Below are 12,772 nucleotides of genomic sequence, written 5' to 3' on the forward strand. Positions count from 1 at the left end.
CCCTCCACTGCTCGTGCCCGGGGCGCGGCGGCCGGGCCCGTCAGACGCTCTCGGCGGCGCGTGCGCGGACGGCGTCCGCGAATGCCTCGCCGCGCTTGTTGTAGTTGACGAACATGTCCATGGAGGCGCAGGCCGGGGCCATCAGTACGGTGTCTCCCGGCCGGGCGAGCCGCGCGGCTTCGCGGACCGCCTCGGACATCGCCCCAGTGTCGGTCCGGTCGAGGTCGACGACCGGTACTTCGGGGGCGTGTCGCGCGAGGGCTTCGCGGATCAGGGCCCGGTCCGCGCCCATGAGCACGACGCCCCGCAGCCGCTTGGCGCAGCCGGTCACCAGCTCGTCGAACGTGGCGCCCTTGGCCAGACCGCCGGCGATCCAGACGATGGAGTCGTAGGCGGCGAGCGAGGCTTCGGCGGCGTGCGTGTTGGTGGCCTTGGAGTCGTCCACGTAGGCGACCCCGTCCACGTCCGCGACGTGCTCGATGCGGTGCGGGTCGGGGCGGAAGTTCCGCAGCCCGTCCCGCACGGCGGCGGGCTCGACGCCGAAGGCGCGGGCCAGGGCCGCGGCGGCCAGGGCGTTGGCGATGTTGTGCGGGGCCGGCGGATTCACGTCCGCGACCTCGGCCAGTTCCTGCGCCTGCTTCTGGCGGTTCTTCACGAACGCCCGGTCGACCATGATGCCGTCCACCACGCCGAGCTGCGAGGGCCCCGGCGTGCCGAGGGTGAAGCCGATGGCACGGCAGCCCTCCTCGACGTCCGCCTCGCGCACCAGGTCCTCGGTGGCCGGGTCGGCCGCGTTGTAGACGCAGGCGACGCGGTTGCCCTCGTAGATCCGGCCCTTGTCGGCGGCGTACGCCTCCATGGAGCCGTGCCAGTCGAGGTGGTCGGGGGCCAGGTTGAGCACGGCGGCGGAGTGGGCGCGCAGCGAGGGCGCCCAGTGCAGCTGGTAGCTGGAGAGTTCGACGGCGAGTACGTCGTACGTCTCCTCGCCGAGGGCGGCGTCCAGCAGGGAGACGCCGATGTTGCCGACGGCGGCGGTGCGCAGCCCGGCGGCCTCCAGGATGGAGGCGAGCATCCGTACGGTCGTGGTCTTGCCGTTGGTGCCGGTGACCGCGAGCCAGGGAGCGGGCTCGCGGCCGTCCTGGCCGCGGAGCCGCCAGGCGAGTTCGACGTCGCCCCAGACCGGGACGCCCGCCTCGGCGGCCGCGGCGAACAGCGGCTTGCCGGGCTTCCAGCCGGGGGCGGTGACGATCAGCTCGGTGGACGGTGGCAGGGTGTCGCCGTCGCCGAGGCGCACGGCGATGCCCTGCGCCTCCAGCTCGGCGGCCTGGGCGCGGGAGCGCTCGTCGTCGCCGTCGTTGACCACGGTGACGACGGCGCCGAGGCCGTGCAGCACCCGGGCCGCCGGGATTCCGGAGACCCCGAGCCCGGCGACCGTGACGTGCTTGCCCTGCCAGTCCACGTTGCTCACTTCTTGGCTGCCCATCCTGCGTAGAAGAGGCCGAGTCCGACGATGACGCACATGCCCTGGATGATCCAGAAGCGGACCACGACAAGGACTTCGGACCACCCCTTGAGTTCGAAGTGGTGCTGGAGCGGCGCCATGCGGAAGACGCGCTTGCCGGTCATCTTGAACGAACCGACCTGGATGACGACGGACATCGTGATCATCACGAAGAGGCCGCCGAGGACCGCCATCAGGAATTCGGTGCGGGAGCAGATCGCGAGGCCGGCGAGCGCGCCGCCGAGGGCGAGCGAGCCGGTGTCCCCCATGAAGATCTTGGCCGGCGAGGTGTTCCACCACAGGAAGCCGAAGCAGGAGCCCATCAGCGCGGAGGCCACGACCGCGAGGTCGAGCGGGTCCCGCACTTCGAAACAGGCGCTCGGGTTGGTGAGGGTGCCGGCGTTGGCACAGGACTCCTGGAACTGCCAGAGCCCGATGAAGGTGTAAGCGCCGAAGACCATCACCGACGCGCCGGTGGCCAGGCCGTCCAGACCGTCCGTCAGGTTCACGCCGTTGGACATGGCGAGGATCATGAACAGCGCCCAGACGACGAAGAGCACCGGGCCGATCGACCAGCCGAAGTCCTCGACGAACGAGAGCTTGTCGGAGGCCGGGGTGTTGCCGCGGGCGTCGGCGAACTGGAGCGAGAGCACCGCGAAGGCGATCCCGACTATCAGCTGGCCGGCCATCTTCGCCTTGGCGCGCAGACCGAGCGAGCGCTGCTTGACGATCTTGATGTAGTCGTCGAGGAAGCCGACGAGTCCCATGCCGGCCATCAGGAAGAGGACCAGCACACCGGAGAAGCGCATCTCCTCGCCGGTGATCACCTTCGCCAGGAAGTACGCGATGAGCGTCGCCAGGATGAAGGCGATGCCGCCCATCGTGGGCGTGCCCTTCTTGGACCCGTGGGTGCGCGGGCCGTCGTCGCGGATGAACTGCCCGTATCCCTTGCGGGCCAGGAGCTTGATCAGCAGCGGCGTGCCGACCAGGGTCAGGAAGAGCCCGATGGCTCCCGCGAAGAGGATCTGCCTCATCGGCCCGCGACCTCGCCCTCGGTCGCGTTCTCCAGCAGTGCTGTGACGACCTGCTCGAGGCCGACCGACCGGGACGCCTTCACCAGCACCACGTCTCCCGGGCGCAGTTCCCTGCGCAACAGGTCGACGGCAGCCTGTGCGTCGGACACGTGCACCGACTCCTCACCCCACGAACCCTCGTTGTATGCGCCCAGTTGCAGCCAGGAGGCCTCTCTGCCCCCGACCGCGACGAGCTTGCTGACGTTGAGCCGGACGGCGAGCCGCCCGACCGCGTCGTGCTCGGCGAGCGAGGCGTCGCCCAGCTCGGCCATCAGGCCGAGCACCGCCCACGTACGACGCCCCTTCCCCATGGCGGCCAGCGCGCGGAGCGCTGCCTTCATGGATTCGGGGTTGGCGTTGTAGGCGTCATTGACGAACGTCACGCCGTCCGGACGCTCGGTGACCTCCATGCGCCAGCGGGAGAGGGTGCCCGCCTCGGAGAGCCCTTCGGCGATCTCGTCTGCGGACAGGCCCAGCTCATGGGCGACGGCGGCCGCGGCGAGCGCGTTCGACACGTGGTGCTCACCGTACAGGCGCATGGTCACCTCGCTGCACCCGGTGGGTGTGTGGAGGCGGAACGCGGGGCGTCCGTCGTCGGTGAGGTGGACGTCTTCACCCCGTACGTCCGCATCCGCGCCCTCGCCGAAGAGGACGACGCGGGCCTTGGTACGGGAGGACATGGCGCGTACGAGGGGGTCGTCGGCGTTGAGCACAGCGATGCCGTCCTCGGGGAGCGATTCGACCATCTCGCCCTTGGCCTGGGCGATCTGCTCCTTGCCGCCGAACTCGCCGATGTGCGCGCTGCCGACGTTCAGCACGAGGCCGATGCGCGGCGGGACGAGTCCGGTGAGGTAGCGGATGTCCCCGATGTAGCGGGCGCCCATTTCGAGGACCAGGTGCTTGGTCTCGTCGGTGGCGCGCAGCGCGGTGAGCGGCAGGCCGATCTCGTTGTTGAGGTTGCCCTCCGGATAGACGGTGGGCCCCTTGCGCTCCAGGAGTTGCGCGATGAGGTCCTTGGTGGAGGTCTTGCCCGCGGAGCCGGTGAGGGCGACGACGGTGGCGCCGAGGCGGCCGACGACGGCGCGGGAGAGCGCGCCGAGGGCGGCCACGACGTCGTCCACGACGATCGCGGGCACGCCGACGGGGCGGGTGGCCAGGACGAGGGCCGCGCCCGCCTCGACGGCGCGCTCGGCGTAGTCGTGGCCGTCGGCCCGTTCGCCGGCGAAGGCGACGAAGAGGCTGCCGGGGGTCACCTTGCGGGAGTCGATGACGACGGGCCCGCTGACGGTGGCCGACGGATCCGGTATGTCGTGCGTCTGCCCGCCGACGATTTCGGCGATCTCGGCGAGGGAAAGGGCGATCACTTGGTCATCCCTGACTGTTGTTCTCGTGGTGGGAGGCACGGGGTCCGGCGCCTTCGTGCCCCAGGGAGCGCTCGATGGCCTCGCGCAGGACGACCCGGTCGTCGAAGGGGCGGACGACGCCGTGGACGTCCTGGCCCTGCTCGTGGCCCTTGCCGGCGACGAGCACGGTGTCGCCTGGCTCGGCCCGGGCCACCGCGGCTGCGACGGCCGCGGCGCGGTCGGCGTCGACCAGGACGTCGCCGCGCTCGTGGACGGGCACCTCGGCGGCGCCCGCGAGCATGGCCGCGAGGATGCCCAGGGGGTCCTCGGAGCGGGGGTTGTCGGAGGTCAGTACGGCGGTGTCGGCGAGCCGGGCCGCCGCCGCGCCCATCGGGCCGCGCTTGGTGGTGTCGCGGTCGCCGCCGCAGCCGAGGACGATGTGCAGCCGGCCCTTGGTCACCTTGCGCAGGGACCGCAGCACGGACTCGACGGCGTCGGTCTTGTGCGCGTAGTCGACCAGGGCGAGGTAGGGCTGTCCGGCGTCGATCCGCTCCAGCCGGCCCGGCACCCCGGGCACGGTCGCAATGCCGTCCGCCGCGGTCTGCGGGTCGATGCCGGCGACGGCGAGCGCGACGATCGCGGCCAGCGTGTTGGCGACGTTGAACGGGCCGGGCAGCGGGGCCTTGGCGGTGGCCCGCTCGCCCTTGGGCCCGACGGCGGTGAAGGTCGAGCCGAGCTGGCCGACGACGACGTCCTCGGCGCGCCAGTCGGCGTCCGGGTGGCCCTCGGCGGAGAAGGTCGTGATGGGCACCGAGGCTTCGGTGACGAGCCTGCGGCCGTACTCGTCGTCGTAGTTGACGACGCCCTGCCTGCTGCGGCGCGGGGTGAACAGCTGGGCCTTGGCCTGGAAGTAGTCCTCCATGCCGGAGTGGAACTCCATGTGCTCCGGGCTGAGGTTGTTGAAGACGGCGACGTCGAAGACGCAGCCGTCGACCCGGCCGAGGACCAGCGCGTGGCTGGAGACCTCCATGGTGACGGCGTCGGCGCCGCGTTCGCGCATGACGGCGAACAGGGCCTGGAGATCGGTGGCTTCGGGCGTGGTGCGCTCGGACTTGATGCGCTCGTCGCCGATCCGCATCTCCACCGTGCCGATGAGCCCGGTGGCGCGTCCGGCGCCGCGGAAGCCGCCCTCGACCAGGTAGGCGGTGGTGGTCTTGCCGGAGGTACCGGTGATGCCGACCTGGAGGAGGCTGGTGCCGGGGTGGCCGTAGATCTCGGCGGCGAGTTCGCCCATCCGGCCGCGCGGGTCCTCGGTGACCAGGACCGGCACGCGGGTGGCCCGGGCGCGGTCGGCGCCGGAGGGGTCGGTGAGGATGGCCGCGGCGCCGAGACCGGCCGCCTGGGTGGCGAAGTCGGCGCCGTGCAGGCGGGCGCCCGGCAGGGCCGCGTACAGGTCTCCTGGGCGCACCGCACGGGAGTCGTGGGTGATGCCGGTGATGTCGCCGGTGCCCGGCGGTTCAAGTCCGAGCCGCTCTGCCAGCGTGACCAGGGAGGTGGGCCGCAGGCGGTCCGGGCGAGGCGCTCCCGGGTAGTTCACAGGTGCGTCCTTCTGGGTCGTTCGGGACTGTTCGGCGTGGGGCACGGCGGTGAGCGTACCGGGCTCACCCCGCCTCTCGCGAAGTGAGGGGCCCGGCGAGCGGACGTTTGCGTTCCGGTTCCCGGGGTCGGGGGTGATGGTTGTCACTGGTGGTCTCCGCGAGTTCACTCGCCGGTTCCGAAGAACACCGGCAGCTTGGCCGGCGCGCGGCCGGACGGGGGTGTCTGGAGCGTCTTGAGGGCGAATTCCATGACCTGCTTGTAGATCGGCCCGCAGGTCTGGCCGCCGAAGTGGCTTCCCTTGGTGGGGTTCTGGATCGCGCAGTAGACGGTGACCTGGGGGTCGTCGGCGGGCGCGAATCCGGCGAAGGACGCGGTGTAGCCGTGGTAACCGCCGCGCACCGGGTCGACGCGGTTGGCGGTGCCGGTCTTGCCCGCGACCCGGTAGCCGGGGATCTGGGCCTTGGTGCCGGTGCCCTCCTGGTCGGCGACCACCGATTCGAGCATGGTGGCGAGGGTCTTCGCGGTCTTCTCGCTGACCACGCGCGTCTGTTCGGGCGCCTCGGCCGGGGTGAAGCGGCCGTCCGGGCCCCTCGTGCCGCGCACGAGCGTGGGCCGGATGCGTACGCCGCCGTTGGCGATGGTCGAGTAGATCGACGCGGCCTGCATGGCGTTGAGGGAGAGGCCCTGACCGAACGGGATCGTGTACTGCTGCGAGGTGGACCAGTCCTGCGGCTTGGCGAGGAGACCGGGCGTTTCGCCCGGGTAGTCGAGCCCGGTGGGCGAGCCGATGCCGAATTTCCTCAGGTAGGAGTACAGGACCTTGTTGGCCTCGGACTGCGTCTTGCCCAGCTGGCCGGTGGCCATGATGGTGCCGATGTTGCTGGACTTGGCGAGCACGCCGTTGAGCGTGAGCTGCCAGGTGGCGTGGTCGACGTCGTCCTTGAAGAGGCGGTCGCCCCGGTGGAGCCGGTTGGGGACCGTGACGTGCGTGAGGGGCGTGGCGGCGCCTTCTTCGAGGACCGCGGCCATGGACATCACCTTGCTGGTGGAGCCGGGCTCGTAGACGTCCTGGAGGGCCGCGTTGCCGAGCGAGGCGGCGTCGGCCTGGGAGAGGTCGTTGGGGTCGAAGCCGGGGGCGTTGGCCATGGCGAGGACCTCGCCGGTGCGGGTGTTCTGCACGATGACGTAACCGCGGTCGGCCCTGGACTTCGTCACCTGTTCGGAGATGGCCTTCTGGGCCGCCCACTGGATGTCGCGGTCGATCGTCAGCTCGATGTCCGAGCCGGGGACCGCGGGAACCTCCTTGGTGCCCGCGGTGGGCACCCTGCGGCCGCCGGACTGGGCGTACTTGATGGTGCCGTCCTCGCCCGCGAGCTCCTTGTCGAGCTGGGATTCGAGGCCGCCGGCGCCCTTGCCCTCGGCGTTGACGTAACCCAGTATCCCGGCGGCCAGGGTGCCGTTGGGGTAGACCCGCTTGGTGGTGGCCTCCTGGAAGACGCCCGCCAGTACGTTGGCGCCGGGCCCGCCGGCCGCCTTGTCCTTGGCGGCCTTCTCGGCGAAGACGGACTTGAGGTCCTTGATCTGCTTCCAGACCTGCGGGGTCTGCCTCCGCGCCAGGACCGCGTACCGGCTCCTGGGCTTGGAGAGCTTCTTGACCAGCCCGTCCGCGTCGACGCCGAGGATCGGCGCGAGCAGGGCGGCGGCCTGCTGGGGGGCGTCGGGCGCCTTGCTGTCGGCGGGCGTGAACATCTTGGGATCGGCCGTGATGTCGTACGCGTCCACGCTGGTGGCCAGCGCGATGCCGCTACGGTCGGTGATCTCGCCGCGCTCCGCGGCGACCGTGTAGCTCAGGTAGCGGTTCGTCTCGGCCTTCGCGGCGTACGCGTGCGCGTCGACGGCCTGGACCTGGAGCAGCCGTACGACGAACGCGATCATGACGAGCGTCAGGGCGAGGCTGACCAGCCGCAGCCGGGGGCGCGGGCTGCCCAGCCGCAACGGCCGCCGGGAGCGGGCGCGCTGCGCGGCGGACGGGGGCCGCCGGCGCTGCTGCGGGCGGGGGCGGCCCGGTGCCGCGGCGGCGTTACGGGGACGCGCGGGGCCGGGTACCCGGCGGCGCGGCGGTTCCTTGGGGGGCACTGCGTCACCTGCCGGGGCTCGTGGAGGGCTGGGCTGCCGGTGTGCCGGAGGGCGTGGGCCCGGGCGCCGGGGTGGCGGCGGCCGTGCCGGTGGGGGCCGGCGTGGACGCGGGGGCCCGCGTGCTCGGCGGGGGCGCGACGACCGGGGCCGGGGCGGCCTCGGACGGGACGCCCCGGACCTTGCCGTCCGGGTCGAGGAAGGCGGGGCTGCCGCCGGGGACCATGCCGAGCTCACGGGCGCGGCGCGCCAGGGCGTCGGGCTCGAAGGAGGCGTCGACGTCGCGCTGGAGCGCCTGCTGCTCGTCGGTGAGTTCGGTGGTCCGCTTCTTCAGCTCGCTCAGCTCGAAGGAGCCCTCGTTGAGCGCGGAGTTGAGCAGCAGCAGCGTGATCAGGCCGCCGCCGAGGAGCACCACGACCAGCAGGACGAACGGGGTCCGGGCCGCGGTGCTCGGCCCGGCGGGCATGAGCCGGGTGAGCCGTGCGACGCGTCCTTGCCGCTGCCCGGCCGTTTTGCTCACCGCGCCGCTCCGTCCCCGGCCCGCGCGACCGCCGGCCGGCTCACCGCTCGTCCTCGCGGATGCGCTGGGCGCCGCGCAGCCGGGCGGGGGCGGCGCGGCGGTTCTCCGCGACCTCCTCCTCGGTGGGGAGTTCGGCGCCCCGGGTGAGGAGTTTCAGCCGGGGCTGGTAGCGCTCGGGGACGACGGGCAGGCCGGGCGGGGCGGTGTTGGCGGCGCCCGCCGCGAGGACCTGCTTCACGAGCCGGTCCTCCAGGGACTGGTACGAGAGGACCGCGATGCGCCCGCCGACGGCGAGGGCGGCGACGGCGGCCGGGATGGCCCGCTCCAGGACGGTGAGCTCTCCGTTGACCTCGATGCGCAGGGCCTGGAAGGTGCGCTTGGCGGGGTTGCCCCCGGTGCGCATGGCCGCCTGCGGCAGGGCCTCGCGGATGAGCTCGACCAGCCGGGCGCTGTTGGTGAACGGCTCCTTCTCGCGCTCGCGCACGACGGCGGAGACGATGCGCTTGGCCTGCTTCTCCTCGCCGTACGCGCGCAGGATGCGCACCAGTTCGCCCGGCGGGTAGGTGTTGAGGACCTCGGCGGCGCTCACCCCGGTCGTCTGGTCCATGCGCATGTCGAGCGGTGCGTCGCGGGCGTAGGCGAAGCCCCGGTCGGACTCGTCCAGCTGCATCGAGGAGACGCCGAGGTCGAAGAGGATGCCCTGCACCTTGGGGATGCCGAGCCGGTCGAGCACCTCGGGCAGTTCGTCGTAGACGGCGTGCACCAGGGTCGCGCGGTCGCCGTAGGGGGCGAGCCGCTCGCCGGAGAGCCGGAGTGCCTCCTTGTCCCGGTCGAGGGCGATCAGCCGGGCGGTGGGGAAGGCGGAGAGCAGGGCCTCGCTGTGACCGCCGAGGCCGAGGGTGCAGTCGACGACCACGGGAGGCTGCGGGCCCGGGGCCTCCAGAGCCGGTGCCAACAGGTCCAGGCATCGCTGGAGCATCACCGGGACGTGTCGGGTCTGGCTCATGCGCCCTCTCAGGCTCAGCTCCCGGGTGGCGGGACGTACGGCCTGGTCCCCGCCCGCTCGCGAAGGGGAGGTCCGCCGGCGCCGGGGAAGGGGCGTCAGCCGACCGGCGAGCGGGAGAGGGCCGGGCCGTACGTACGCCGCGCACACGGGTAAAAGTTCGAAATGTGCAGGGTGTCGGTAACTTCCCGTCACTTTAGTCCACCCTGCCACTCGATCGATTCCCGATCAATCAACCCGGCAGCGCGTCGGCCGTGGCGCGTTCACCCGCACGGGTGGCCGGAGGCGGGCTTGTGGATTACCTCACAACAAGCGCTGTTGACGTTTTTTGTCCGCTTCCCTCTCGCCCGGGGGCGGGGGGTGCGGGCTAACGTCTTGAGCATGTCGACTTCCGCGCACTCCCCCGCCTCCGCCCCCACCGTCACCGACCGCCTGGTCGAGGCGAACAGCCATTACGCAGCAGACTTCAAGGACCCCGGCATGGACGCCAAGCCGGTGCTCCAGGTCGCCGTGGTCGCCTGCATGGACGCCCGTCTCGACCTGCACAAGGCCCTCGGCCTCTCGCTGGGCGACTGTCACACCATCCGCAACGCGGGCGGCGTGGTCACCGACGACGTCATCCGGTCGCTGGCCATCAGTCAGCGGGCGCTGGGCACCCGCAGCATCGTCCTGATCCACCACACGGGCTGCGGCATGGAGTCGATCACGGAGGACTTCCGCCAGGAGCTGGAGCGCGAGGTCGGGCAGCGGCCGTCCTGGGCCGTCGAGGCGTACACCGACGCCGACCAGGACGTGCGGCAGTCGATGCAGCGGGCCCGCACCTCGCCGTTCCTGAAGCACACCGACGACGTGCGCGGTTTCGTCTTCGACGTGACCACGGGCAAGCTGCGCGAGGTCCTGCCCGTCGCCTGACCGAAGGTCCGCATGGCCCCGGACCGCCACCTTCCGGTGACGAAATCCTCACCCAATCCGACATATCGCCCCTGGTTGTTCACGGGCGAGTGACACGAAGCGGTAACGGCAACAAGAATGCGTGGGTGACACCCCGCCGGACCGCGTCCGGCGCGGTGTCCGCAATTCGGGGTGGGCCGGGCCGCACGAGGGCGCCGGCCCGTGACTGGGGAATCCCCTGCTCCTGGTGAGCGTGGGGCGGGGCCGAGGAGGGCCGGGGTGACGACCTATGACGATCGAGCGAGCCTCACAGATCTGACCACCACCGTGGAACGGGTGCGCAGGTCGATGGAGGCCGTGATCGAGGGCAAACCCGAGGTCGTGCGGCTCTCGCTGACCGTGCTGCTCGCCGAGGGGCACCTCCTGATCGAGGACGTCCCGGGCGTGGGCAAGACCATGCTGGCCAAGGCGCTGGCCCGGTCGGTCGACTGCTCGGTGCGGCGCATCCAGTTCACGCCCGACCTGCTGCCCTCGGACATCACGGGCGTGTCCATATACGACCAGCAGCGCCGGGACTTCGAGTTCAAGCCCGGCGCGATCTTCGCGCAGGTCGTGATCGGCGACGAGATCAACCGCGCGTCGCCGAAGACCCAGTCCGCGCTCCTCGAGTCGATGGAGGAGCGCCAGGTCACCATCGACGGGCACACCTACGAGCTGCCCGACCCCTTCATGGTCGTGGCGACGCAGAACCCGGTGGAGATGGAGGGCACGTATCCGCTGCCCGAGGCCCAGCGCGACCGGTTCATGGCCCGGGTGTCGATCGGCTATCCCAGCGCCGAGGCCGAGCTCCGGATGCTCGACGTGCACGGCGGCCTCTCGCCGCTCGACGACCTCCAGCCGGTGGCGCACGCGCACGACATCGTGAAGCTGATCGAAGCGGTCCGCGCGGTGCACGTCGCCGAGGCCGTCCGCAGATACGCGGTCCAGCTCGTCGCGGCCACCCGCACCCACCCCGACCTCCGGCTCGGCGCATCGCCGCGCGCCACCCTGCACCTGCTGCGCGCCGCCAAGGCCTCCGCCGCGCTGGCCGGCCGGGACTACTGCCTGCCGGACGACGTGCAGGCCCTGGTGGTCCCGGTGCTCGCCCACCGGCTGCTGCCCACCGCACAGGCCCAGCTCAACCGCCGCACCGCCGAGCAGGTGGTGCGGGAGATCCTCCATCAGACCCCGGTGCCCACGGCCTCCGGCGGTGCCGACGTCCAGGCCGCCGCCTATCCGGCGGGCCAGGCGTACGGCGGAGCGCAGCAGCCCGGCGCGCGGCGTCCGTGATGGCCGCGTCGGAGCCCGTCGCGATGGACGGCGGCGACGACAAGGGCGGGGTGCGGGCCGCGCTCGGCGGCCTGACGACCCGTGGGCGGTCCTTCCTCGCGGCCGGGATCGCGGCGGCGGTCTGCGCCTACGTGCTGGGCCAGGGCGACCTGCTGCGGGTCGGTCTGCTGCTCGCCGTGCTGCCTCTGGTGTCCGCGACGGTGCTCTACCGGACCCGCTACCGGGTCACGGGCACCCGCAGGCTCTCCCCCTCGCGCGTCCCGGCGGGCTCCGAGGCCCGCGTCCACCTGCGCATGGACAACGTCTCGCGGCTGCCCACGGGGCTGCTGATGCTCCAGGACCGGGTGCCGTACGTGCTCGGGCCGCGGCCCCGGTTCGTGCTGGACCGGGTGGAGGCGGGCGGGCGCCGCGAGGTGTCCTACCGGGTCCGGTCCGACCTGCGCGGGCGCTATCCGCTCGGCCCGCTGCAACTGCGGCTGAGCGACCCCTTCGGCATGTGCGAGCTGACCCGCTCGTTCAGCGCCTACGACACCCTGGTCGTGGTGCCCCGCACCGAACCGCTGTCCCCCGTGCCGCTGGCCGGCGAGTCCTCCGGGTACGGCGAGGGGCGTCAGCGGTCCCTGGCGCTGGCCGGTGACGACGACGTGATCCCGCGCGGTTACCGCCACGGGGACGATCTGCGCCGGGTCCACTGGCGGTCCACCGCGCGCTACGGGGAGCTGATGGTGCGCCGCGAGGAGCAGCCGCAGCGCGCCCGGTGCACGGTCCTGCTGGACACCCGCCGGACCGCCTACCGGGGGGCGGGGCCGGACTCCGCGTTCGAGTGGGCCGTCTCCGGGGCGGCGTCCGCGCTGGTGCACATGCTGGAGCGGGGCTTCGCGGTCCGGTTGCTGACCGACGCGGGGAGCGCGGGGGCGGGCGAGGGCGAGGGCGGGTTCGCCGGCGCGACCCAGGCCGCCGCGGACGCGGCGGGGCTGATGCTGGACACCCTCGCGGAGATCGGGCACTCCGACGGCGGGGGCCTCTCCCGCGCCCATGACGCGCTGCGCGGGGGTGACGAGGGGCTGCTGATCGCCTTCCTCGGCGATCTGGACGAGGAGCAGACCGGCATGGCCGCCCGGATGCGGCAGCGCAGCGGCGGGGCCGTGGCCTTCGTGCTGGACAGTGCCGCCTGGGTGAACGGCGAATCGCCCGCCACCAGGGAGGCGGCGGAGCGGCGGCTGCGGCTGCTGCGCGAGGCGGGGTGGACGGTGGTGCCGGTGGAGCCCGGCGCGCGGCTGGCCGAGCTGTGGCAGCTGGCGGGCCGGCACGGTGCGGTGGCCGGGTCCGGCGGAACGGCCGGTCCCGCGGGATTCGGGGGTTGGTCATGAGGGGGCGGTC

10 protein-coding genes are annotated in these 12,772 nt (G+C 72.4%); 3 read left to right on the top strand and 7 right to left on the bottom strand.

All coding sequences use genetic code 11. The features are described 5' to 3' along the window. Positions 1-40: 40 nt before the first annotated feature. The 7 genes from murD to rsmH form a co-directional block, all read right to left on the bottom strand. Positions 41-1,468, bottom strand: coding sequence for a UDP-N-acetylmuramoyl-L-alanine--D-glutamate ligase (murD, locus tag AB0L33_RS25610; RefSeq protein ID WP_365685302.1), 1,428 nt, complete (start codon positions 1,466-1,468; stop codon positions 41-43). Then, positions 1,465-2,535: a phospho-N-acetylmuramoyl-pentapeptide-transferase gene (gene mraY / locus AB0L33_RS25615; RefSeq protein WP_093709222.1), complete on the bottom strand. Its 1,071-nt coding sequence runs from the start codon at positions 2,533-2,535 to the stop codon at positions 1,465-1,467. The genes murD and mraY overlap by 4 nt, the downstream gene beginning before the upstream one ends. After that, on the bottom strand, positions 2,532-3,938 hold the full coding sequence (gene murF / locus AB0L33_RS25620) for a UDP-N-acetylmuramoyl-tripeptide--D-alanyl-D-alanine ligase (protein WP_365685152.1): 1,407 nt from the start codon (positions 3,936-3,938) through the stop codon (positions 2,532-2,534). Before murF ends, mraY begins: the two co-directional genes overlap by 4 nt. A 4-nt stretch (positions 3,939-3,942) precedes the next feature. After that, positions 3,943-5,661, bottom strand: coding sequence for a UDP-N-acetylmuramoyl-L-alanyl-D-glutamate--2,6-diaminopimelate ligase (locus AB0L33_RS25625; protein WP_365685154.1), 1,719 nt, complete (start codon positions 5,659-5,661; stop codon positions 3,943-3,945). A gap of 17 nt (positions 5,662-5,678) precedes the next feature. Then, positions 5,679-7,652 carry a penicillin-binding protein 2 gene (locus tag AB0L33_RS25630; protein ID WP_365685156.1) on the bottom strand — a complete coding sequence of 658 codons (1,974 nt, stop codon included), beginning with the start codon at positions 7,650-7,652 and terminating at the stop codon, positions 5,679-5,681. A 4-nt stretch (positions 7,653-7,656) separates the two neighbouring features. Beyond that, on the bottom strand, positions 7,657-8,115 hold the full coding sequence (locus AB0L33_RS25635; protein WP_365685303.1) for a cell division protein FtsL: 459 nt from the start codon (positions 8,113-8,115) through the stop codon (positions 7,657-7,659). A gap of 94 nt (positions 8,116-8,209) precedes the next feature. Then, the gene (rsmH, locus tag AB0L33_RS25640; RefSeq protein WP_018104446.1) at positions 8,210-9,175 is read right to left on the bottom strand and encodes a 16S rRNA (cytosine(1402)-N(4))-methyltransferase RsmH; all 966 of its coding nucleotides are present in this window, start codon (positions 9,173-9,175) and stop codon (positions 8,210-8,212) included. A gap of 378 nt (positions 9,176-9,553) precedes the next feature. Between rsmH and AB0L33_RS25645 the strand changes: the two genes are divergently transcribed. From AB0L33_RS25645 to AB0L33_RS25655, 3 genes are all read left to right on the top strand, one after another. Then, positions 9,554-10,084 (top strand): carbonic anhydrase, encoded by a 531-nt coding sequence (locus tag AB0L33_RS25645; RefSeq protein WP_365685157.1) that lies wholly within the window; start codon positions 9,554-9,556, stop codon positions 10,082-10,084. A 258-nt stretch (positions 10,085-10,342) separates the two neighbouring features. Further along, complete coding sequence (locus tag AB0L33_RS25650) at positions 10,343-11,392, top strand: MoxR family ATPase (RefSeq protein ID WP_365685159.1); 1,050 nt, start codon at positions 10,343-10,345, stop codon at positions 11,390-11,392. Continuing rightward, a complete protein-coding gene (locus tag AB0L33_RS25655; protein ID WP_365685161.1) occupies positions 11,392-12,762 on the top strand; it encodes a DUF58 domain-containing protein in 1,371 nt (456 codons plus the stop codon). Before AB0L33_RS25650 ends, AB0L33_RS25655 begins: the two co-directional genes overlap by 1 nt. Positions 12,763-12,772 lie beyond the last annotated feature (10 nt).

The organism is Streptomyces sp. NPDC052299 (assembly GCF_040679335.1).
In the GTDB taxonomy this organism is placed as follows: Bacteria; Actinomycetota; Actinomycetes; order Streptomycetales; family Streptomycetaceae; genus Streptomyces.

Bases quoted from the DNA above. Each gene is read 5' to 3' on its own strand.
- mraY (WP_093709222.1), bottom strand. From the start codon at position 2,535: ATGAGGCAGATCCTCTTCGCGGGAGCCATCGGGCTCTTCCTGACCCTG.
- AB0L33_RS25635 (WP_365685303.1), bottom strand. From the start codon at position 8,115: ATGCCCGCCGGGCCGAGCACCGCGGCCCGGACCCCGTTCGTCCTGCTG.
- rsmH (WP_018104446.1), bottom strand. From the start codon at position 9,175: ATGAGCCAGACCCGACACGTCCCGGTGATGCTCCAGCGATGCCTGGAC.
- AB0L33_RS25645 (WP_365685157.1), top strand. From the start codon at position 9,554: ATGTCGACTTCCGCGCACTCCCCCGCCTCCGCCCCCACCGTCACCGAC.
- AB0L33_RS25655 (WP_365685161.1), top strand. From the start codon at position 11,392: ATGGCCGCGTCGGAGCCCGTCGCGATGGACGGCGGCGACGACAAGGGC.